The sequence below is a fragment of the Rhodococcus sp. KB6 genome (assembly GCF_001445685.1).
GTDB lineage: Bacteria > Actinomycetota > Actinomycetes > Mycobacteriales > Mycobacteriaceae > Rhodococcus_F > Rhodococcus_F qingshengii.
In genome coordinates this window covers 1-21872 of record NZ_LNAK01000057.1, presented here as the reverse complement: position 1 = coordinate 21872, position 21872 = coordinate 1, and the positions used below count along the sequence as shown (strand labels likewise).

Annotated in this window: 24 protein-coding genes and 1 pseudogene; 10 read left to right on the top strand and 15 right to left on the bottom strand. The window is 61.0% G+C overall.

The annotated features are described in order from the left end of the window. The first annotated feature begins 36 nt into the window (after positions 1 to 36). The 3 genes from ASU23_RS11820 to ASU23_RS11810 all read left to right on the top strand — a co-directional run bounded on the left by ASU23_RS11820 (position 37) and on the right by ASU23_RS11810 (position 2801). Positions 37 to 594, top strand: a complete 558-nt coding sequence (locus ASU23_RS11820; protein ID WP_003941373.1) for a LysM peptidoglycan-binding domain-containing protein — start codon at positions 37 to 39, stop codon at positions 592 to 594. 165 nt (positions 595 to 759) lie between these two features. After that, the gene (locus ASU23_RS11815) at positions 760 to 1242 is read left to right on the top strand and encodes a hypothetical protein (RefSeq protein WP_058037974.1); all 483 of its coding nucleotides are present in this window, start codon (positions 760 to 762) and stop codon (positions 1240 to 1242) included. Between the two features lie 212 nt (positions 1243 to 1454). Next, positions 1455 to 2801 carry a hypothetical protein gene (locus ASU23_RS11810; RefSeq protein ID WP_003941353.1) on the top strand — a complete coding sequence of 449 codons (1347 nt, stop codon included), beginning with the start codon at positions 1455 to 1457 and terminating at the stop codon, positions 2799 to 2801. A gap of 21 nt (positions 2802 to 2822) precedes the next feature. Here ASU23_RS11810 and ASU23_RS11805 read toward each other — a convergent pair whose 3' ends face one another. The 3 genes from ASU23_RS11805 to ASU23_RS11795 all read right to left on the bottom strand — a co-directional run bounded on the left by ASU23_RS11805 (position 2823) and on the right by ASU23_RS11795 (position 6667). Next, positions 2823 to 4190, bottom strand: a complete 1368-nt coding sequence (locus tag ASU23_RS11805) for an acetamidase/formamidase family protein (RefSeq protein WP_058037973.1) — start codon at positions 4188 to 4190, stop codon at positions 2823 to 2825. A gap of 113 nt (positions 4191 to 4303) precedes the next feature. Further along, a complete protein-coding gene (locus ASU23_RS11800; protein WP_058037972.1) occupies positions 4304 to 5422 on the bottom strand; it encodes a class I SAM-dependent methyltransferase in 1119 nt (372 codons plus the stop codon). A 129-nt stretch (positions 5423 to 5551) separates the two neighbouring features. After that, on the bottom strand, positions 5552 to 6667 hold the full coding sequence (locus ASU23_RS11795; protein WP_058037971.1) for a Glu/Leu/Phe/Val dehydrogenase: 1116 nt from the start codon (positions 6665 to 6667) through the stop codon (positions 5552 to 5554). A gap of 219 nt (positions 6668 to 6886) precedes the next feature. Between ASU23_RS11795 and ASU23_RS11790 the strand changes: the two genes are divergently transcribed. Next, complete coding sequence (locus tag ASU23_RS11790) at positions 6887 to 7399, top strand: Lrp/AsnC family transcriptional regulator (protein ID WP_003941343.1); 513 nt, start codon at positions 6887 to 6889, stop codon at positions 7397 to 7399. Between the two features lie 46 nt (positions 7400 to 7445). After that, positions 7446 to 7907, top strand: a complete 462-nt coding sequence (locus ASU23_RS11785) for a 6,7-dimethyl-8-ribityllumazine synthase (protein WP_007726074.1) — start codon at positions 7446 to 7448, stop codon at positions 7905 to 7907. Between the two features lie 56 nt (positions 7908 to 7963). Here the strand turns inward: ASU23_RS11785 and ASU23_RS11780 are convergent, their stop codons facing one another. Continuing rightward, positions 7964 to 8170 (bottom strand): hypothetical protein, encoded by a 207-nt coding sequence (locus ASU23_RS11780; RefSeq protein ID WP_253741299.1) that lies wholly within the window; start codon positions 8168 to 8170, stop codon positions 7964 to 7966. 128 nt (positions 8171 to 8298) lie between these two features. Beyond that, positions 8299 to 8793, bottom strand: a complete 495-nt coding sequence (locus ASU23_RS11775) for a DUF3558 domain-containing protein (RefSeq protein ID WP_082661388.1) — start codon at positions 8791 to 8793, stop codon at positions 8299 to 8301. Between the two features lie 213 nt (positions 8794 to 9006). Between ASU23_RS11775 and ASU23_RS11770 the strand changes: the two genes are divergently transcribed. The 3 genes from ASU23_RS11770 (at position 9007) to ASU23_RS11760 (ending at position 12553) form a co-directional block, all read left to right on the top strand. Then, entirely contained in the window at positions 9007 to 10683 is a 1677-nt protein-coding gene (locus ASU23_RS11770; RefSeq protein ID WP_058037970.1) for an FAD-dependent oxidoreductase, read from the top strand. 9 nt (positions 10684 to 10692) lie between these two features. Then, a complete protein-coding gene (locus tag ASU23_RS11765) occupies positions 10693 to 12129 on the top strand; it encodes an ATP-binding protein (RefSeq protein ID WP_058037969.1) in 1437 nt (478 codons plus the stop codon). A gap of 70 nt (positions 12130 to 12199) precedes the next feature. Next, complete coding sequence (locus tag ASU23_RS11760) at positions 12200 to 12553, top strand: UBP-type zinc finger domain-containing protein (RefSeq protein ID WP_058037968.1); 354 nt, start codon at positions 12200 to 12202, stop codon at positions 12551 to 12553. A 1-nt stretch (position 12554) separates the two neighbouring features. Here ASU23_RS11760 and ASU23_RS11755 read toward each other — a convergent pair whose 3' ends face one another. Continuing rightward, a complete protein-coding gene (locus ASU23_RS11755; RefSeq protein WP_253741297.1) occupies positions 12555 to 12884 on the bottom strand; it encodes a hypothetical protein in 330 nt (109 codons plus the stop codon). Positions 12885 to 12910: 26 nt separating this feature from the next. Beyond that, complete coding sequence (locus tag ASU23_RS33325) at positions 12911 to 13501, bottom strand: DUF3558 domain-containing protein (protein WP_253741301.1); 591 nt, start codon at positions 13499 to 13501, stop codon at positions 12911 to 12913. Between the two features lie 83 nt (positions 13502 to 13584). Between ASU23_RS33325 and ASU23_RS11745 the strand changes: the two genes are divergently transcribed. Then, the gene (locus ASU23_RS11745) at positions 13585 to 14640 is read left to right on the top strand and encodes a 2,3-butanediol dehydrogenase (protein WP_003941279.1); all 1056 of its coding nucleotides are present in this window, start codon (positions 13585 to 13587) and stop codon (positions 14638 to 14640) included. Here ASU23_RS11745 and ASU23_RS11740 read toward each other — a convergent pair. The 3 genes from ASU23_RS11740 to ASU23_RS11730 all read right to left on the bottom strand — a co-directional run bounded on the left by ASU23_RS11740 (position 14630) and on the right by ASU23_RS11730 (position 16909). After that, entirely contained in the window at positions 14630 to 14953 is a 324-nt protein-coding gene (locus ASU23_RS11740; protein WP_007726052.1) for a ferredoxin family protein, read from the bottom strand. The genes ASU23_RS11745 and ASU23_RS11740 overlap by 11 nt on opposite strands. Then, positions 14950 to 16539 (bottom strand): FAD-dependent oxidoreductase, encoded by a 1590-nt coding sequence (locus ASU23_RS11735; protein WP_058037966.1) that lies wholly within the window; start codon positions 16537 to 16539, stop codon positions 14950 to 14952. Before ASU23_RS11735 ends, ASU23_RS11740 begins: the two co-directional genes overlap by 4 nt. A 124-nt stretch (positions 16540 to 16663) precedes the next feature. After that, the gene (locus ASU23_RS11730; RefSeq protein ID WP_231915792.1) at positions 16664 to 16909 is read right to left on the bottom strand and encodes a hypothetical protein; all 246 of its coding nucleotides are present in this window, start codon (positions 16907 to 16909) and stop codon (positions 16664 to 16666) included. A gap of 222 nt (positions 16910 to 17131) precedes the next feature. Here ASU23_RS11730 and ASU23_RS11725 point away from each other — a divergent pair, with 222 nt between their 5' ends. Continuing rightward, a complete protein-coding gene (locus ASU23_RS11725; protein ID WP_058037965.1) occupies positions 17132 to 17512 on the top strand; it encodes a helix-turn-helix domain-containing protein in 381 nt (126 codons plus the stop codon). On the opposite strand, the gene ASU23_RS11720 is transcribed toward ASU23_RS11725, so the two are convergent. The 5 genes and pseudogenes from ASU23_RS11720 to ASU23_RS34810 form a co-directional block, all read right to left on the bottom strand. Continuing rightward, the gene (locus ASU23_RS11720; RefSeq protein ID WP_058037964.1) at positions 17509 to 19302 is read right to left on the bottom strand and encodes a long-chain fatty acid--CoA ligase; all 1794 of its coding nucleotides are present in this window, start codon (positions 19300 to 19302) and stop codon (positions 17509 to 17511) included. The genes ASU23_RS11725 and ASU23_RS11720 overlap by 4 nt on opposite strands. After that, on the bottom strand, positions 19299 to 19760 hold the full coding sequence (locus tag ASU23_RS11715) for a MarR family winged helix-turn-helix transcriptional regulator (RefSeq protein ID WP_058037963.1): 462 nt from the start codon (positions 19758 to 19760) through the stop codon (positions 19299 to 19301). Before ASU23_RS11715 ends, ASU23_RS11720 begins: the two co-directional genes overlap by 4 nt. An 85-nt stretch (positions 19761 to 19845) precedes the next feature. Then, positions 19846 to 19977: a putative transporter small subunit gene (locus ASU23_RS34495; protein ID WP_003941363.1), complete on the bottom strand. Its 132-nt coding sequence runs from the start codon at positions 19975 to 19977 to the stop codon at positions 19846 to 19848. Positions 19978 to 20004: 27 nt separating this feature from the next. Further along, the gene (locus ASU23_RS11710; RefSeq protein WP_172827044.1) at positions 20005 to 21657 is read right to left on the bottom strand and encodes a sodium:solute symporter family protein; all 1653 of its coding nucleotides are present in this window, start codon (positions 21655 to 21657) and stop codon (positions 20005 to 20007) included. Positions 21658 to 21753: 96 nt separating this feature from the next. Then, positions 21754 to 21872, bottom strand: a pseudogene (locus ASU23_RS34810) (IS481 family transposase); the annotation flags it as partial.

The following is a 21872-nucleotide window of genomic DNA, read 5'->3' as shown; positions in this document are numbered from 1 at the left end:
GGCACAGTCATCGCAACAGATTTGGAAAGGGACAGCGTGAGCACACTGCAGTCAGGTCAGAGCCTCGGAGTCGGCCAGGAACTCAAGTCCGACAACGGCGCATACACCCTCACCTTGCAGGACGACGGCAACCTGGTTCTGTCCGAGGGCGGACAGGCTGTTTGGGCCGCAGGCACCAACGGATCCGGCGCCAACCGCGCCGAGGTGCAGGCTGACGGAAACTTCGTCATCTACAAGGACTCCGACGCCGTGTGGGCATCGCAGACCGCAGGCAACGACGGTGCCTCCCTCTCGGTTCAGGACGATCGCAACGTCGTTCTGTCCGCCGGCGGAAATGCTCTGTGGTCTTCGGACACTGCAATCGCAGCGCCGGCCGCCGAGGCTGCCCCGGAGCCCGCTCCGGCACCCGAGCCCGAGCCTGCCCCCGCCGCTCCGGCAGCGCAGAGCTACACCGTCGAAAGCGGCGACACCCTGTGGGCGATCGCAGAGCGTTTCTACGGTGACGGCAACCAATACCAGCGCATCGCGGATGCAAACGGCATCCCGAACCCGGATCTCATCAACGCCGGTCAGGTACTGACGATCCCCGCCTGATTCACTGCTTGACCTGGCCCTGGGTGCCGACGTCCGCGTCGGCACCCAGGGCCTTTTGTGTTCTACGCCACACAGATTCGCGTCCCGCCCAGCAGACCCTGATACTCCATTGCGGCATCTTTTCGCCTACAGTACTTCCGTACTGCTCCCGAAGGACAGGTGTGCATGAAAGACAGAACAGTCATGATCGGCGCTGTCGCAGTGGCCGCTGTTTCTCTGACATCAGGCCTCGTTTTCGGCGGAGCAGCCGGCGCATTCGGTGCCGGCGGCCCTGTGGTGACGCCTCCCACGCTGGTCTCGTCGGTTTCCGTGGAGTCCGTCGCCGGGATCGAACCGGCCGCGTTCTACAGCTCGGTTGCAGTCCCCACGGTTGTCATCCCGCCGACGCCGACCTGGCGAATCGCCGACGAGACGACTGCTCCTCGCAATCAGCCGCTTGTGGTGACCGCGACAAGCACGAGCTCCGCCACCTCGACTACGACGGCCACCAGTACGACAACACCCGTCTCATCCACCACAACTGCGTCGGCTACCGCGACCTCGTCACCGACCGCGACGGCCACAACCACCAAGACCAGCACCACCCCCGTTGTCACGACCGGGTCCACGCCGCCCGTCGTCGAGGTCTCGCCCGTTCTCGCCGGATAACCCTCGCCCTTTCGCCCGCACACCGCCTGGCGTGACGGCGGTTACAGGCACACTTCAGTCGCCGCTCTCGAATAACCGATCTACCTGCGACTACCTTCCTCGTCGTCACGGTTCGTGGTCCGCTGCAATCCGGTCGACCGGAAAAGGACAGCAGCATTGTCGGAGCCTCGCGATACCGTATCGGTCTGAGCTTTTGCGGAAGGAGGTGGCTGATGAGCGCAATGGGCTTCGATCTCGATGTCAGTGTCGACCGGGCGTGGGCAGAATTTCAACGTCGCCTCGGCGATCACATTTCCATCATGGTCGACGGCGACGTGCTTGCCGTGGAATCGTCCACCGGCGACTTCGATCCAGCTGACGGCGCAGCGCCATGCGTTCAGTTCCTCGTGTGGGACGAGAACACAGTCCGCTGCGAGGTTCCTTCCAACGACTTCCTTCATCCGCGCTATCGACTCGAAGATGCCGACGAACAAAAGTTGATCGCACTCGGCTGGAATCCGCCTTCCGAGAATCTCGAGGATCCGAACAACTCCCCCGCCTTCTGCGTCGACAAGGCGCAGAACTGGGCCGATCAGCTCGCAGCGATGACTGTCGCTGCATTCCGTGATGTGTTCGGTGTGCACCACCCGGCTTTTCTATCCAGCGATCTCACCGGCAACGAGCAGACTCCGGATTTCGATCCGTCGGTCGTCGAGTCGACAGAACTTCCGACACTCGACCCCACCGCGGCCTACATGCCCAACGACATCGACCACCTCAAGGAGTTGGTCACTCTCGCTTTGCTTCCCATGCTCGGCACTCTTCCCGAGCGAGACAGCGACGGCGACATACCCATTCGTGTCGGTTCGACTGTCATGTTCGTCGGTCCGCTTTCCGAGTCCATGGACGTGCAGTTGTTCTCCCCACTCGTTCAGGACATCAGCAACCGCACCCGTGCAGCCGAGGTCATCGCCGATCTCAACCGCAAGTGGTCGCGCATCAAGTTCGTCTTGATCGACGACCGTCTGTCGGTGTTCCTCGAGGTGGCGGGTTCACCATTCGTTCCCAAGCAACTCACCGATACGTGCGCCGCCCTGACATCGTTCCTGCGTACCGTGGACGACGAGTTCGCCGCACGCGTCGGCGGAGACCTCTTCTTCGCGAACAAGAGCGGTGATTCCTCCTCTCTACAGCCCGATCTGACAGCCGAGGACCTGCCTCCCGAACTCGAGACCCTGCTGCACCTCGATCTGGATGTGGCCGAGGATCTCGACGCGGTAGCCGATGTCTGCGGTCGTGATCGCGATCTGATTCTTCAGCTCCTCCACATCAGCAACGAATGGCAGATTCAGCTGCGTAGTCAGGCTGTGGACGCCCACAGTCGCGGGGACGCCGAAGAGGCGGCGGGCTACGAGGATCAGGTCGGCGGGTGGGAACTCATGGTCGACCGTCTGCGCGGGGCTTTGCGACTGGTGGTCCTGCCCAATTCTCGGACCGAGACGCCGGCAAAGCCGCAACCTGAGCAGATGGGCTTGTTTGCCGATCCCTTGCAACAGAGCCTCTTCGACGATCCGTCCTGATAACACGGATCGCCTTTCCCGCTATTCGAAGTGGGATTTGACGATCTGTCCGTGGACGCCCACGGTTCGATCGACTACCTGCGAGACCGTGAAATCGGCTGCGGCAGAAAGATAGGCGTAGGCCGTCGCTCGATCCATTCCGCGATCATGCTCGAGGAAGTCGAGCGCGTTGACCACCGCGCGCCGCATGGCGCCGTTGAGGTCACTGTTCTGCCCATCGACCGAACCGTTGGGGTCGGACAGGCCGATCGGAATCCAGGCCTCCTCGGTCTCAGCGAACGGGTATCCGAAAGCCACCGATGGAGCGTCACCGGAATCCTTCTTACACACGCTGAGTCGGAACGTGCCGCGCAGCGATCCTTCCATCGCGGTCAACGCTGCCTCACCGTCTCCCATCGCCATGTGGGGGTCACCGACGTAGAACAGGGCGCCTTCGGCAAAGACCGGCAAATAGAAGGTTGATCCAACACCGAGATGCCTGATGTCGATGTTTCCGCCGCCCAGCGTCGGAGGAATGGAGTTCGACGACGGGGATGTCGGGTCGGCATCCGAGGAATAGGCAACTCCCATCATTCCCATGAAGGGCCGCAGGGGAAACCGCACCTTCGACTGTCCGAAAGGCATCACGCCCTTGCCGTCTTCGATCGCCGTGAAAGTGGAAACACCGCCGTACTTCAACGGGTCCTTTGTTGCGCGCCCGTCTGTGGCGACCGGCGGCATGACTTCGTCCAGAGTGATTCCCGCTGGAGCGGTTCCGTCTGCTGTGACGGCGAGAGCGCCCTTGCCGTGTCTGCTCGACACAACGCCGTACGGCACGCGGGGAATGGCTTCGAGAGTCTCGATCTTGAGTACGTCTCCAGGCTGGGCGCCTTCGACGAAGACCGGGCCGGTGACGACGTGCGGTCCGTCCTTGTCGAAGTTTCGTTCGGTTCGGTTGTATTCGGCCGCAACGGCAATCGCATCCTCGAGCACGTCCTTCTCGGAAACGCCTTTGCTACCGAAGTATTCGAGAGGATTGCGCCCTTGATCCTCGAGAATTCCCTCGTGCGAGAGGGCGTCGATCGTGACGGTCTGGCCCGACTTCATCCGCATCACCTCGCGGGTGTGGACGTTGGGCACATAACCCCACATGACGTCCGACGGATCCGAACTCAGATAGTGATCGCCACTGACGTTTCCGCTGCCCGGTTGCAGAATCGGAATGCCATCGGCGAACGGTAGTGCAGAGGAGGACGATCCAGCCGGTGACGCGTTCGAGTGCGCGCATCCCGAAGCCACACCGGCAACTCCTACGCCCGCACCGAGGGCAGCGACTGCCCTCATGAATCCGCGTCGGCCAAGACCTTTCGTCAGGTCTTCGGCTGCGTTGCGGGCAAGAGTGTATTCCATCGAGATTCCTCCGGAGTGCGTGACGATGTGCGACTGCGAAGAAAGCTAGACCCGATTTGTTACTCGTTCATTACCATTTCATGGCAAGGAAATACCGCTGACTGAGAATGAATTCAGCGACGGCGAAGCCGCCAGAGCGAGGTCGTCTCTCGTGCCCGGGCAGCGTGAAGCGCATCGGTTCGGTCACTGACCTTTGCGTGCGTCGGTTTGACGTCCATGCGATCGACAACAGTGAGCCCACCGGCCGCAATCAGATCGTGCAGTTCGGATCGCGTTCGGAGACCGAGGTGTTCGGCAATGTCCGAGAGGATCAGCCACGCTTCTCCCCCGTCGTCCAGATGCGCTGCGACACCAGTCAGGAAGCCCTTCAGCATCGCTCCAGCGGGGTCGTAGACGGCGTATTCGATGGGCGAGGTGGCCTTGGCCGGAATCCAGGGAGGATTGCAGACCACCAACGGAGCGGTGCCTTCGGGAAAGAGGTCTGCTTCCACCACGTTCACCTGATCGCCGTAGCCAAGCCGCGAGAGGTTGCTACGAGCGCATTGCAGTGCCCGGGGGTCCTGGTCGGTGGCCGTCACCGTCTGAACTCCACGCCGCGCCAGGACGGCAGCAAGAACGCCGGTGCCGGTGCCGATGTCGAAAGCCGATTCCGTCGACGGCAGTGGCGCAGACGCGACAAGATCGACATACTCCCCGCGGACGGGTGAGAACACTCCGAAGGCGGGATGCACTCGTGCGTCGAGAGCCTCGATGAAAACACCTTTGCGGTGCCACTCGTGAGCGCCGATCGCGCCGAGGATGTCACGCAACGAGCGAACCGAAGGCTCACCGGTAATCCCGAAAGCTTCGGTCAACGCGACTTGCGCGTCCGGGGCTCGCCGGAGTGGAATCGACAGATCTGCATCCAAGGGAATGAGCAGCATGCCGAGGATCTGCGCGCGGCGTCCTTGGGTCTGCCGGTGGAGATGGAAGGCTTTGGCTGGGTCGTCGGACGCTCGGCGCGGCTTGCGGTCGATGCGCGACGCGACGGCCTTCGACAGTTGGCGAGCGTTCTGAAAATCTCCGCGCCACAACAACGCCGTGCCTTCGCATGCCAAGCGATAGGCGTCGTCGGCCTTCATCGTGTCGTCGGCGACAACGATTCGCTTGGGCACCGGGGCGTTGTTCGTCGAACCCCAACGGGCCGATTGCTCGACGTCGTTCTCGGTCCACACTGCGAATTGTTCAGTCATGTAAGCCCTTCCGGCGTCCGACGCATAGCGGCCGGTCTACCGGCTGATGTGGTCCAGATCTGCAAAATCTGCTCGTCTGGTGTCCACACTAGTCGGGACCGGCCGCGCTACATGACTGCGAGAGGGATGTCAGCCCTTGGCTACGCGAGCTGCCTCGGCGATCCGAGCCTCGGCGACCGCGTCAGCAGCCTCGCCGGCGAGGATTCCGTCGTTCTTCGACTTCGCGAAGATCTCGGTGACCGTGTCGAAGATCTTCTCGACCTTGAGCTTGACCTCTTCGGCCGAGTTGCCCTTCAGCTCGCCGGCAACCTGGATGAGGCCGCCGCCGTTGGCGACGTAATCGGGGGTCCAGGTGATGCCGCGGGCGCGGAGGATGTTCTCGACCTCGGGCACGGTGAGCTGGTTGTTGGCAGCGCCGCAGACAACCTCGGCCTTGATCGAGCGTGCGGTCGTGTCGGTGAGTGTTGCGCCCATCGCACACGGTGCGTAAACGTCGAGATCAGCGTCGATGATGCTGTCGACGATGCTCACCTGCGGGAAGTCCGCCTTGACGCGATCGAGCGCTCCGGCGTTGACGTCAGTCGCCAACACGGTTGCGCCGTCTGCGAGGAGAAGCTTGATCAGCTCGTAGCCGACCTTGCCTGTGCCCTCGACACCAACAGTCTTGCCTGCGAGCGACGGAGTGCCCCAATGCGACTGTGCCGCGGCGCGCATCGACTGGAATACGCCGAGGGCCGTCATCGGAGCGCTGTCGCCGGAACCGCCGACTGTAGCGTTGCGGCCGACGACGAAGTCGGTGTTACGACCGATGATGTCGAGATCGTTGGAGTTGGTTCCGACATCACCAGCGGTGATGTAGCGGCCGCCGAGGGTCTGGACGAATTTTGCGTAGGCGCCGAGCAATTCGTCGGTCTTGGCCGTTGCGGGGTCGCCGATGATGACTGCCTTGCCGCCGCCGAGGTCCACGCCGGCAACCGCAGCCTTGTAGGTCATTCCGCGCGAGAGACGCAAAACGTCTGTGACTGCGGCGGATTCGTCGGAGTACGGGTAGAAGCGCGTTCCGCCGAGCGCGGGGCCGAGCGTCGTGGAGTGGATGGCGACGATGGCCTTGAGGCCGCTCGCGGGATCCTGGAAGAAGCTCACCTGCTCGTGGGGGTAATCGCGCAGGTAGTCGGCGCGATCGAACACGCCCGCAGTGTCGTCATGGGAAACAACGGAGTTCACGGGCTCGGCGGTGAGAGTCATTGTGGGATAGACCTTTCCGAAGGATAAACGGGGTGCAGTCGAAACATTGGGACGAAATGGCCGTTGGGTACTATTGGGGACAAATAACCCAAAGAGAATCCCGCTGAGCAATTCGTGGAACCAATGCTCTGCCTGAGCTACGATTTGGTCAATGCAAATCTCTTGAACTAGTCAATTCGATCATCCAGTGACCCATATCACTGAGGAGAGGTTCACAAAGTGCTCAGCATCGACAAGCTCGACGTCCAGTTGCTCGGACTGCTCAGCAAGGACTCGAGGATGAGTGTGGCCGAGTTGGCCAACTCGTTGGGCGTCGCCCGCAACACCGTCCAGTCGCGAATGAAGCGCATGGAATCCAACGGACTTCTCACCGGGTTTCGGCCGAATCTCAATCTCCCCGAGGTCGGTATCCCGATTCAGGCATTTGTCGGTCTAGAACTCGAGCAGGGCAAGATCAGCGCAGTCGCTCGGAGTCTGACCGAGTTGCCCGAGGTGATCGAAATTCACGCCACAACGGGTCGCGAGGATTTGCTCGTTCGCGTCGCCACCTCGACGCACGCGGCGCTGCAGAAGTTGGCCGAGCAGATCGTGTCACTTCCAGGCGTCACGCATTCGACCACGACCATCGCTCTGACCAATCCCCTTCCGTATCGAATTCAGCCTCTCCTCGAGCACCTCACCAATGACGCCGGCTGGGGTCGTTCGACCGCCTTCCCCCGTCAGCAGGACTAGGACGGGTGGTCGCGTCGATGCTTCCCAGTGCGCTAGTTTCATGGTTATGAGTGAGATCCAGGGACAGCGCATCGCGTTCATTCAGGCGACGTGGCATCGCAACATCGTCGACCGTGCACGCGACGGATTCACCGACGCGATCGTCGAGCTCGGCTACCCCAAGGACACGGTTGATTTCTTCGAGGTACCGGGAGCTTTCGAGATCCCGCTGCATGCTCGGCGGTTGGCCAAGACCGGCCGCTACCAGGCCATCGTTGCCGCAGGTCTGGTCGTCGACGGCGGTATCTACCGGCATGACTTCGTGGCGACGGCTGTCATCGACGGTCTGATGCGCGTGCAGCTCGACACCGACGTTCCGGTCTTCTCGGTGGTCTTGACGCCGCATCACTTCCACGAGCACGCCGAGCACGTCGACTACTTCAGCACGCATTTCGTGAAGAAGGGCGCCGAGGCTGCTCGCGCGGTCGACGCCACCGTCAAGTCGTTGAAGGCCCTGCCCACCAACTAGTCGTCACCCAAGTCTCGCTGAGTCGAATGCCATCGGCTCAGCGAGATTTTTTGTGTCTATCGAGGGGTCTCGACGCTTGCCAGTGCGGAGGCATTCGAGTCGTCGACTTCGCCGTAGCGGTCGACGCATTGCTGAAAGAAGTCCCGCATCTCGGTGACTACCTGGATGTGGCTGTTCAACGACTTCTCCAACGAATCTTCACCGCCGACGGCCTTCTTGGAGAACTTCGCGGCGAGGTCCTGCCCAGACTTGAGTGTTCCCATCCCCTTCACGTCTCCGATTCGCTCACACATGAGCACCATCGCTCGCAGCTCGTCGAGCAGCGAATTACAAGCACATACAATCGGTTTCGCAACATCGGGCTCGACAATCACAAGCCCCCTCGCCGTGCTCACCGCGGGAGGTTTCCATCGAGGTGTTCTGCGACGTCTGCAACCAATTCACACGCCGACTCTTGGTGCGTGACCCCGGCCTTTGCTTCGACATTTACCCACACCGAACCCTGCGTTGCCGCAAAAGCCACGTAGCACCCATCGGCTGCTGCATCGCTTCCTCGCTGGAACCGGATACCCGCGCGATCGCCAATCGTCATTTCAACAAACTCCGCATATTCCGGGTTTCGGGTCACTTCAATCTGGGTGTATCGGTTGGAGAGAACTGACACGAAGAACCACGTTCCCGCCCATGAGCAAATTCTCCATCCAGGCTGCTCAACTCCCGCGATATCAACTTCCTCGGTAGCCGGATCAAGCCCCACTTCTTCCAACACCGAGTCCGGGATGTCCTTGCACGGATCGAACAGACCCTCTTGGCCGGATGCAGGCTCAGCCGCCCCCTCCACGACTGAGCTGCATCCTGCCGCAGCCCACACCAACACCCCAGCCATGAGCAGTCGCCCAACCCCCACCGACCCCCGCATGGCACCCCCTGTTGATGTGGACCCACTGTATTGGATGCACCGGAGGCTCGATCGGTTCCCGCAATCTTGAAATTCCCAGGTCACGATTCCTGGTTCACTCAGAGCGCATCTCCAGCGATTGACGCTCAGCTCAGCAGTCGCATACTGGAGAGGTTGACTACGACTTCGGGAAGGCACCGAGTGAGCGCACCGAAAGCCCCGGCCAAACCAGCGATCCTCAGCGTCGACGACGATCCTGGTGTTTCGCGTGCCGTCGTTCGAGACCTCCGCAAACGGTACGGAGAGAAGTACCGAATCATTCGTGCGGAGACCGGCGACCAGGCTCTCGAGACCTTGCGTGAAATGAAACTTCGCGGCGATGCAGTCGCTGTCATCGTCGCCGATTACCGCATGCCTGGTTTGAGTGGAATCGAGTTCCTCGAACAGGCAATGGACCTGTATCCCGTAGCTCGGCGCGTTCTACTGACCGCCTACGCCGATACTGATGCTGCGATCGACGCCATCAACGTCGTCGATCTCGACCACTACCTCCTCAAGCCTTGGGATCCGCCGGAGGAGAAACTGTACCCCGTCATCGATGCGCTGCTCGATGCCTGGGCAAGCTCGAGTCATCACCCCGCCGAGGAAACAAAGGTGATCGGCCATCGTTGGTCCGAGCGATCCTCCGACGTTCGAGAGTTCTTGGCACGCAACCAACTTGCCTATCGCTGGTACATGTCGGACGAGCCGGAAGGCCAACGACTGCTCTCGGCTGCCGGTACCGACGAACTGCGGCTTCCCGTCGTCATCGCATCCAATGGGGATGTCCTCGTCGAGCCCACTGACGCCGAACTCGCCGACAAACTCGGGTTGAGTACCACCCTCTCCGAAGACTTTTACGATCTCGTTGTCATCGGCGGCGGCCCTGCGGGTCTGGGCGCTGCTCTGTACGGCGCTTCGGAGGGACTTCGGACGGTTCTCATCGAACGGCGGGCGACCGGCGGTCAGGCCGGCCAGAGTTCACGAATCGAGAATTACCTCGGCTTCCCCGACGGAGTGTCCGGCGCACAGTTGGCCGATCGGGCGAGGCGCCAGGCAACCAAGTTCGGCGCCGAGGTCATCACCGCGCGAGACGTCACCGGTTTGGAAATCAACGGCTCGGCCCGCACAGTGCGTTTCGACGACGGTTCGTCGGTCGACGCCCATTCGGTCATCTTGGCGACCGGTGTTTCCTATCGCCAGCTTTCGGCGCCGGGACTCGATACATACACCGGCCGAGGGGTCTACTACGGATCGGCCGTCACCGAAGCCGCTCGGTGCAGCGAACAAGATGTGTACATAGTCGGCGGCGCCAATTCGGCAGGGCAAGCTGCGGTCTATCTCTCCCGCGGAGCTAGGTCCGTCACCATTCTCATTCGCGGCAACTCGCTCGAAGCCTCGATGTCCTACTACCTGATTCAGCAGATCGAAAAGAATCCGAAGATCACCGTGCGCACGTGCACGGAGGTAGTCGGCGCTGAGGGTGACGATCACCTCGAACGAATCACACTGCGTAACAGAGCCACCGGAGAAGAAGACACTGTCAATGCTCAGTGGTTGTTCATCTTCATCGGAGCCGCTCCCCTCACCGACTGGCTCGGCGACGTGGTGGTCCGCGACGGAAATGGCTTCGTTCTTGCCGGCCCGGACCTTCCGTCCGAAGGCGTCACCCCGGACGGGTGGCCGCTCGACCGCGCACCACATCATCTCGAAACCAGTGTCCCCGGAGTGTTTGTCGCCGGGGACGTACACGCCGAATCGGCCAAGCGCGTCGCGTCGGCCGTCGGAGAGGGCGCGATGGCCGTGATGTTCGTCCACCGCTATCTCGCTCAACAATAGGGAGATTCGATGTCCATTCCTGAATGCAGCCCAGACTTGCTTCGCACCCTGTTCCTCTTCGAGAAGCTCACCGACGATCAGCTCGAATCACTCTGCCAGGCAGGCCATATCACCGAGATCGATCGAGGTCAGGTCTACCTCGAAGGTGAGCCTGCCACCTGCTTCTACGTCCTCATCGAGGGCGAGGTGGTGCTGTCCAAGCTGTCGGGCGGCGAAGACATCGAGATCAACAGGACCACCCAGCGCGGCGTCTACTCGGGAGGCTGGACGGCGTATCTCGGCGATCGTGTACCGCAGGTCTACGCGGGGTCGATGCGAGTGACGACTCCTTCGACGTTCTTCGTCCTGGACGCCGACAAGTTCGGCAACGCGATGCGCGAGTGGTTTCCAATGGCGGTTCATCTACTCGAAGGTGTTTTCTTCGGCAAGAAGAACACTCAGCAGATCATCGATCAGCGAGAGCGACTCCTTGCACTCGGATCACTGTCGGCCGGGTTGACTCACGAGCTCAATAACCCTGCAGCCGCAGCGGTTCGAGCGACAGCCTCTTTGCGCGAGCGTGTTGCAGGCATGCGTCACAAACTGGGGATGGTTGCATCGGGCACCTACGACCGCGATGCCCTCGTCACTCTCATGCGACTTCAAGAGGAAGTTGCAGAGGTTGTCGCCAAGGCGCCGACGCTCACTCCCCTCGAAGCCTCCGATCGGGAGGATTCGTTGGGTGAATGGTTCGAGGATCATTCGATTCGAGAAGGTTGGGACCTGGCTCCGACCTTCGTGCAGGCTGGACTCGACACCGCTTGGCTCGAGAACGTTGCTGCAGCCGTTGACGAGTCCGTACTCGAAGGCGCAATTCGCTGGCTGAATTACACCATCGAATCCGAACTCCTGATGAACGAGATCGCCGACTCCACAACGAGGATCTCGACGCTCGTCGGTGCGGCCAAACAGTATTCACAGATGGATCGCGCTCCCTTCCAGACCATCGATGTCCACGAATTGCTCGACAGCACGTTGATCATGTTGGGGCAAAAGATCGGAAGCGGAATCGAAGTCGTCAAGGAGTACGACCTTGCGTTGCCTCCGATCGACGCCTACGCCGCCGAACTCAATCAGGTGTGGACCAACCTGATCGACAATGCGGTGTCTGCCATGGACGGATCGGGAACACTCACCGTTCGGACAAGCCGCGCTGGCGACCGCGTGTGCATCGAGATCTGCGACACCGGCGCCGGGATTCCCGATGACGTCATCGACAGGATCTTCGAACCCTTCTTCACGACTAAGCCTGTCGGTGAGGGAACCGGTCTCGGCCTTGATATTTCATGGCGAATTGTGGTCGGCAAGCATCGTGGTGAGCTGCGGGTCACGTCGGAGCCCGGTAACACCCGGTTCAGAGTTTTGTTGCCAATCGCGGGCCCACCGCGGGATACGCGCGACGACTAGTCGCCCTTGCACGGCCGGTAGGCAAAGCGCACGATGAAATGACCGACTTCAGTCAGCGAGAGGGTGGACCATGACCGACGGACTTCCAGCGGGGATCGATCCGAGCGTGCCGCCTAGTGGCGCGGGATGCGTTGAATGCGATGCGAGCGGCGGTTGGTGGGTCCACCTGCGTCGATGCGCGCAATGCGGTCACGTGGGGTGTTGCGACTCCTCACCGTCACAGCACGCGAGCAATCATGCGGCCTCGACGAAGCATCCGTTCATGCAGAGCTACGAACCCGGTGAGGATTGGTTCTGGAGCTTCGAAACCAACGAGGCGTACGACGGACCTGAATTGGCGGCGCCCACTTCACATCCCGTAGATCAGCCGACGCCGGGGCCTAAGGGTCGTGTCCCAGCCGATTGGCAGCAACACATCCACTGACTCAGTTCGGTTGGTCGATCGACCTCAAAGTCGATACGTTCGACGACGCCTGTTCCAATGCGTTGTCGATGCAGGCTTGAAACTGAGCCTGCATTGCCTCCACGACCGCGATATGACTCGCCAACACATCGACCAGCGCATCGGGACCACCGACAGCCTTCTGCGCGAACTTGTCCCGCAACGCCTGCGCCGAACCCAGAGTCCCGAAGCCGTCAACTGTTCCCAATCGCTGAGCGGGAACGGAGAGGTTGCGCAACTCAGCAAGCCAGTCGCCGCAATAATCGCGCAGTAGTTCCGCAGTTTTCGGATCGAGTGAAAACATCTCAACCATTGCCGCCATCCCTCTCAACGCAAGTATCACTTTGGTAAGTACGCCAGCAGGGCGATCGCCTGGCGGGTCGCCAATGCACAGACTTCCTCCTGGTGTCGCTCGCCCAGAAATGCGTCCACTCTTACGAACACCGCACCCTGAACAACTGGAATCGCGACCATGCACAGATTTTTTTGGACGTCGGTGACCTCGCGAAAGATGACAGCGCCGGGAGCAACCATTGGAGCATCACGGATGTCAGTGTCCTTGGGATTTCGACGAACGTCGTCAAGCGTGTGAAATGTCGACCAAACGCCCAGCGCGTACCAGTCGGATTCCCAGCTACAGATTTCGAACTCCGCTTGACGTACGCCGAGCACTCCATTGTCCTCCGTCCCGACGTCAACGCCAAGACTCGAGACAACATCGTCCGGGATCGCCGAACATGGATCGAAGAGTCCATCAGCTCCATCTGGGCGAACCGCATGCCCCTCGACCGTCGAGGAACAACCCCCAACCAAAAACGCGGCCGCGACCAAGACCACTGCACCCCTCACTCCCACAGCACTCCCCCTCGTTCGCGACCCGCTCACAGTATTGGACGCTCGCCAGCACCGATCGGTTCCACCCCATTGCATTCCGTTGCAACCCTTCACCCACGCCGATAATCGGCCTAGCGTCGATCTACCAGGGGATTCACAACGAAGTGAGGTGCGGATCAATGAAGGCAGCACGGTTCCACGGGCAGAAAGACATCCGGATCGAAGAGATCCCTGAGCCCGAATTGCGGCCAGGAACAGTCAAGCTGAAGGTCGCATGGTGCGGAATCTGCGGCACCGATCTCCACGAGTACCTCGAGGGACCGATCTTCATCTCCGCACCGGGCCACCCGCATCCACTCTCACACGAGAATGCGCCGGTCACGATGGGCCACGAGTTCTCCGGCACCGTCGAAGAGGTCGGCGAAGGTGTCACGGACGTCGAGGTCGGTGAAAATGTTGTCGTCGAGCCGTACTTCGTCTGCAACGAGTGCGCCCCGTGCAAGGCGGGCAACTACCACCTGTGTACGAAGATGGGGTTCATCGGCTTGGCCGGCGGCGGTGGCGGACTCAGCGAGAAGGTCGTCGTCGACCGTCGCTGGATCCACAAGATCGGCAACATCCCGCTCGACGAGGCAGCTCTCATCGAACCGTTGAGCGTCGCCCATCACGCCGTCGTACGCAGTGGAGCCGAAAGCGGCAACGTCGCCATCGTGGGCGGAGCCGGACCGATCGGACTCCTCGTTGCGGCAGTCCTCAAGGGGCTTGGTGTTACGACGATCGTCACCGAACTCAGCGAAGCCCGCAAAGCCAAGGCTCTCTCCAGCGGCGTGGCCGACTACGTCATCGATCCCACCACCGAAGACGTCAAGGCGCGTGTCCTCGAACTCAGCGGAGGTATCGGCGCAGACATCGGATTCGAGTGCGCAGGCGTCAACGCCGTCCTCGACACCATGCTCGACACCGTCAGGCCCGCCGGAGTTGTTGTCAACGTGTCGATTTGGGGCAAGCCCGCGACCATCGACATGCAGAAGCTGGTCCTCAAGGAAATCGATCTACGCGGAACCATCGCGTACGTACGTGACCATGAAGCGGTCATCAAGATGGTCCAGGACGGTGTCGTCGATCTGGCGCCATTCATCACCGGTCGCATTCAGCTCGAAGAGTTGATCTCCGAAGGATTCACCACACTGATCGAGCACAACGACACGGCGGTCAAGATTCTCGTCAGGTCGTGACCGGACGGGGCACCTCGGGACCCACCGCAGTCAGCGACCCAGGTGCCCGCCCCTTGCCCCATCCGATCTTCTCTCGGTAGCGGCCGATGTGATCGTCCTCGATCACATCGGCCGTTTCCAACGGTGTGGATTGCGGATGCACATACAGCGCATCCGTCGGGCAATAGGCCTCACACATAAAGCAGGTCTGGCAATCCGATTGGCGCGCAATCACCGGGACGCCCGAGGGCGTCCGGTCGAAAACATCTGTGGGACAGACGTCTACGCACTTGTCGCAGCCGATGCAGTCAGGCGCAGAAACCAGCTCGATCATGACGCCACCAGTGCAAACCCGACAGATTCAGAAGTCCGGGTCCACACCGAATCCAAACCGCCGGTGAGGACGTGATGGTGCTGCGTCACATCGAGTTCGGGATAATCGTCCCGCTTGCTCATTCCCCGAGTCTCGGTCCGCGCCAACGTCGAGTGGTACATCCAGCGACCGACGGCCGTGATTGCGGCAGCCTGCCGCGCCGCCATCCGACCTGCTGGGTCCGCGCCCAGATCCGCACTCACTGCACCCCAGAGCGATTCGAGCTCACCAAGCGCTGCGGATACTCGATCACCGCTGCGGAGGTAGTTCTTGTCGAAGGGAATCAGCTGCGCCTGAGCAGCTTTCACCACATCGTCGGCAGTAAACCCGGTTCGTACCGGATTACGCAATGCGACGGTTCCGGCTCCGCGTAGACCACTGGTAGCCCCGCGTCCGACCGACAGCGCATAGCGCGCAGCACCGATTCCCGCCCATGAACCAGAGGACATCGCCCACGCGGCGTTGTGACTTCCCCCGCCGGTAAACCCTCCGCAGATTCGCTCTCGGGTCGCTGCGTCCCCGGCGGCAAACAGACCTGGAACGGATGACGCGCAATCGTCGTCGACGACGTTGATTCCCCCAGTGCCGCGCACCGTGCCTTCAGCGAGCATGCCGACCTCGAATTTGTCGGTGAAGGGATCGATTCCGCGGCGATCGAATTGAAGGAAGAAGTTGGGTTGCCCCAGTCTCATTCGACGCTGCACCTCGGCGTCGGCCCGATCGATCTGCGCGAAGACCGGCTCGTTCCGCAACGTGCTGGCGATGACGGACCTCCCCTTCGCCGAACCGGCCCCTTCGAGCACTCTTCCGTCTGCGTGGAAGAACGTCGCGTACGCGTAGTAAGCCGTCTTGGTGATCGTCGATCCGGCCGCTGCGATTCCGTACGCGTTGGAGAACTCCATGCCGGAGAACTCGGCTCCGACTTCCGCTGCCATCAATGCACCGTCACCGGTATCGACGTTGGTGCCCAGCGCACCGGACAGAAACGCACAACCTCCGCTGGCGACCACTACCGCGCCTGCCGAGACGCGGTAGTCCTGATGTTCGTGACGCTGGTATCCGGCGACTCCGCGAACTCGTCCTTCACCGTCCACCAACAGCTCCAGTGCCGGCGAATGGTCGAGGATCCGCACGCCGGCTCGACGAATCCAGGTGCGCATCCGTCGCATGTACTCAGGCCCCTGCAAGCCGGTGCGGATCTGCTTGCCCGTGGTGGGGTCGACGGGGAACGGATATCTGCCCTCCACCGCGAGGAGGTCCATGTTGGAGTAGGTTTGCGCGAGGACGCGGTCCATCCAATGGTGGTCGGCAAGATATCCGCCGAGCGCCTCGCGTCCGGCCTTTGCCCGCTCACGGGCAGTCGTATCCGGTTCGACGTACCAAACACCCGTTCCGGAGGGGGCCGTTGCGCCGCTCGTTCCGCAGTAGCCCTTGTCGACCAGGACGACGTCTGCACCGGCCTTGGCCGCGCGCAACGCTGCCCATGCGCCGGCGGGGCCACCACCGATCACCAATACATCGGTGGAGAGTTCGAGGACGTCCGTCACTGGCCAGCTCCTGTCAGAGGTCTACGCAACACTTCTGTTGCCGTAATATTCCTCGGACGAACTACCCAGCGCCACAGTCAGAATCACTGTGAACTCAACCGCTCACCGTTGCATCGACTGAGCGCTAAGACGCTTCCCGCTCCTCGTCGGTGCACAACGCGGAGTACTTGGCGAAGGCTTCCTGCAAGGTCAGCGATTTTCGTCGCTCGGTGATGTCGCGGGGCTTTCCCTGCGCGACACATCGACGCGCATGTTCGATCACAGCTTCACGTATGACGCTGGAAATGTCCGCGCCCGTGAGCTCTTGGAGGGTCTCTAGGGCCCTCAGTTCCTCTACGTCGAATCTCACCGTTACCGATCGTCTAGCCACGCTCAGGATGTTACTTGCGGGTACACCAAATTTGGTGAGTTACAAATGCGTCGAGTCGAATATCTTTGGGCGCCAAAACCTTCGAATTCCGATCTACGTGGGTAAATAGTTTTCCACTCACGGCACTCATGTAATGCAACGCACACGGCGCTAGCCAGCGTGCCGACGGACACTGTCGCTGTCTATGCTTGCGAAACACTGCCTTCGATCGGAGATAATCGCGTGAGCATCGACCACATTGTTTCCGCAGTCGACGGCGACGCTGCCGAGCGGATCAAGACGGCTCTGGCCCTGAGAGCTGAAACCTCGACGGACACGACCACGCTGGTGTTCGACGGCGTGAGCATCGAGATTCCGCCGTCGGTCGGCGACGCCGTCGTGCAGCTCCTGACCTACCTCGCTGCCGGAGACAGCGTCGCCCTCGGGCCCGTCGCAGAACTCCTCACCACCTCGCAGGCAGCAGAGATCCTCGGCGTTTCGGACACGTATGTACGCAAACTCGCCGACGCCGGGAAACTTCCGATCGAACTACGCGGCACCCACCGCAGGTTCCGCCTCGATGACGTGATGGCCTACCGCGAGCAGTTCCCCAAACGCGCCTAGCTCTTCGCGTACATTCCTTGGATCTCTTTCGAGAACCGATCGACGACGACATTGCGCTTGATCTTGAGCGTCACTGTCATCTCACCGTCTTCCTCGGTCAGATCGCGATCGAGAATGACGAACTTCTTGATCGACTCCGCATGTGAGACAGCGGCATTGGCGTCGTCGACGGCCTTCTGCAGCTCCGCTCGAAGGTCCTTGTCGTCACGTAGTTCGGCGACGGTGGCACCAGAAGGCTTGCCGTTCTCGGCCTTCCACTTCTCGAACACCTCGGGGTCGACGGTCAGCAGCGCCGTGATGTAGGTCTTCCCGTCACCGACGACGACTGCCTGCGAGACGATGGAATGTGAACGGATACGGTCTTCCATCGGGCCGGGCGAGACGTTCTTGCCGCCCGCCGTCACCAGTAGATCCTTCTTGCGTCCCGTGATGGAAAGGTAACCGTCGCTGTCGAGTTCACCGAGATCCCCGGTGCGCATCCAGCCGTTGACAAACGACTCTTCGGTGGCCTTGTCGTTCTTCCAGTAGCCCTTGAAGACAACCCCGCCGTTGAGTTCGATCTCGCCGTCCTCGGCGATGCGAACCCCGTTGCCGCCCATCGGCTGTCCGACGGTTCCGATCTTCTGAGCACCCGGGACGTTGACGCAGTGCGCCGCAGTGGTTTCAGTGAGACCGTAACCCTCGTAGATCGGAACTCCGAGCCCACGGAAGAAGTGCCCCAGCTCAGGAGTCAGGGCGCCGCCGCCGGAGATCGCGAACCAGCACTCGCCGCCGAGAGCCTCACGAAGCTTCGAATACACGAGCTTGTCTGCCACTGCGTGCTTCGCCTTCAAGATCAGCGAGGGACCGCCATTGTCGAGCGCTTGGCTGTATTCCTTGGCGGTGGCTTCGGCGAAAGCGAAGATCGCGCCTGGGATCTTTCCACCGGACTCCGCCTTGCGTGCTGCGCCGTCACGAACTTTTTCGAAGACACGCGGAACACCGAGGATGGTGTTGGGCTTGTATCGCTCGAATTGGGTTGTGATGGTGGCAAAGTCGGACCAGTGGGCCTGCGACGCACCAGCTTCGAACGTCGCGAGGGACACCGCGCGGGCCAGTACGTGAGCGAGCGGCAGGAAGGTCAGGACTCGGTTTCCCGGAACCGCCACCTTGCCGATCGATGCCGTGAGAATCCCGCGCACCTCGGACAGGAAGTTGCGGTGCGTGAGGATGCATCCCTTGGGACGGCCTGTCGTGCCGGAGGTGTAGACGAGTGACGCCAGATCGTCGGCCTTGATGCCCGCGAGTCGCTTCTTCAGCTCGGTGTCGTCGACGTCGGCACCCTGTGCGGTTAGCTTCTCGACTGCTCCGTCGTCGATCTGCATGACGGCTTTGAGAGTGCTTGGCGCGTCCTGGAACAGCTGCTCGTGCGCGCCGGTTTCGACGATTGCGATGACGGCCTCGGAGTCTTCGAGGATCCAGCTGACCTGCCCCTGAGACGACGAGTCGTAGATCGGGACGGTAGCGGCGCCGGCCGCCCAGATGGCGAAGTCGAAGAGCGTCCACTCGTATCGGGTCGCGGAGAGGAGTGCGACGCGGTCGCCTGCCTGCACGCCAGCGGCGATGAGACCGTTTGCGACGCCGGTGACCTGCTCGGCGAACTCTTTGGCTGTGACGTCTACCCAACCCTCGCCCTTGGGGCGGGAGAACACCGTCAGTTCGGGCGTGCGCTCGGCGTGAGTGAAGACGGTGTGCACCACGGACTCGTTGTCGGAGATGGTGAACTGGGCTTTGGCGCTGTACTCACTCACAGGGTGTCATCTCCGTTGGTCTGCGATTCGATGCTGGTTCTGAAGCGGTGGAGTGCGCGGGCGAAGTCTGCGACCTCGGACTCGGTCCAATCGTGCAGCCTGCCGGCGACTTGGTCGAGCCGACGCGCGTCGGCGGCGTCGAGGTATTTGCGGCCAGCCTCCGTGAGGTGCAGCGGATTGCCCTGACGAACGGATCCCGGATCGGCATATACCCAGCCTGCCTCGATGCACCCGCGCACTTGGCGCGAGATGGTCGAGCGGTTGACGCCGAAGACTTCGGAGATCTCCGTGGCCTTGCATCCGTCATTGCGGCCGATGAAGGAGAGGAACGAATGCTGGGCGATCGACGGGTGGTCATCGGAATGCCGATCCCCCGTCATCAACTGCCGCGTCAGGTGCACCAGCTCGTCATGAACGGCTGGTGGACCGGTGAGCGCCGTTGCTCCGTCGTGTTGCACTGGGCAACTATAACGCTGCCCCCAGTGTCCGACGCAATATGACCGCCGCCACCGACAAGAAGTCCGTCGGTGGCGGCGTGAAAAGTTAGACCAGATCCTCACCGTTGCGGCGAGCAGTTGCCCAATCCTTGAAGAATCCCTTGCTGATGACTCCCAGCACGACCAAGACCAACGCCGGCCAGATCAGAACATAAATGGTCAGTAGAGCTGTACTCATTCGTATTCCTTCCACTTGTCTCGACGGTTACTTTCCGGACGCTCCCACGGCAGGAAGCTCGTCATCGTCGAAGTCTCCCGTCCGCTGCTTGATCAGTTCGAAATCGAACGTCTCACGCTGATTGACGGACATCGCAAAGCACACGACGGTACTGACGGCATAGGCCACCAAAGATCCGCTGAGCGTTGGGTAATCGTGCAGGAAGCCGATCGCGAACGGCGCGGACAGCACGATCGCCAGGCCACCGACGATCTGCGCAACCTTCAGACCGAAGAATCCAAATACCATGAGTCCCAGCACCACTCCGATACCGATAACGGCAACGATGTCGGAGAAGAGCCCGAACATCCCATCCATCGGCACCCAACTGAATCGGACGGGCAAGAAGGCGGCAAGCGCCACCAGAACCGACACAGTGAAGGCCTTGTTGGTGACCTTTCCCCAATAGAAGCTCGCGATAACCGGGAACACCAGCGCGCCCCACAGCGCGCCGACGAACACCAACAGATCAAGAATGCTCAGTTGCAGACTTGCCAAGGAGATAGCCGCCGCCGTGGCAACTATCATCGTTACTCGGCCGATGAGCAGCATCCGTCGAGGGTTCGCATTGGCCTTGCCTGCGACGGCTTGGCCGTAAACGTCGGTCATCACGATGGACGAGAGCGCAGCAAGGTCCGAGTCTGCCGTCGATGACAGCGCGCCGATGATCATGACAAAGAAGACGGCCAGCAAAATTCCGGGCAGGTACGACGCGGCCATCTGCGGAATCAGGTTGTTGACGTCACCATCCATCGGCTCGATTCCGAGGTACAGAGCGAGAACACCCAGCATTCCGACACCAATGACCGTTGCGCCGTATCCGACGGTTGCGGTGATGAAGGTGGGCTTGATCAGGTCTTCGCGGACCGCGAACAGACGTTGGGCAATGGTCTGGTTGCCGATTGCGTAGGCAAGAACTGCCGCGATGTACGGCGCGCCCTGCTCGAAGAAGGCAACGCTCGAGAAGAAGTTGCCCTGCTCAGCAGTAAGGTTGCCTGCCCCGGATTCGAAGGCTGCCGGGAACCCTGCCGCAAAGAAGATGAACGGCACCAAAACCGCTACCGCACCGAGCATTCCGATCAGCTGAACGAAGTCGGTCAACACCGAAGCGCGGAAGCCCGACCACAACGTGTACAGCAAAACGCCCAGCGCAACGATGAACACACCCTGGATGAAGTTGAACGGCGAAAGCAACGCGATCAGCAGACCACCAGCGAGGAAGTTCGACATCAAACTGATGAGACTGCCGACGATATTGGAGCCCGCGAGCATCAGCTGACTCGAGCGTCCGTGCCGCGCGTACATGACCTCAGCCAGGGTGTGGGCTTTCGGCGCTACTTTGCGAATTCGCTGGCCGAACGGATAAATGAAGAGAATCATCAACGCGCCCCACAAACCGTAGTGAATGGGGCCGGAGATTCCGTAGGTGTAGCCAGAAGTGGCAGATGCGTACATCGACGACGCCCAAATCCAGGTGGCCGTCATGCTCGCGGCCGAAACACCAAATCCTAATTTGTTTCCGGCGGTCATAAAACCGTCGGCATTTTCCTGTTTCTTACCAATACGAAGAGAAATCAGAAATGTTCCACCATAAAAAGCAACAAGCAGTGAAACAATTACCAAGGTACTGAACTGGACCATGTCGGACCCCGTCACATGCCACATCCTTCGCACATAATCGGCAGAGCAAAGCGCAAAACCCCTGTTCAGGATCTTTGCGCTTCGTTTCTGCACGCCCTAGGTGTATGAGGAACGGACGTTAGTTACGCGGTGCCGGCGGTAAGCGGCGGGCGGTCGTCCTCCGCGTGTTGAATGCGGTCGATGATAATTGTAGTGAACGTTCCAGATTTCCACGG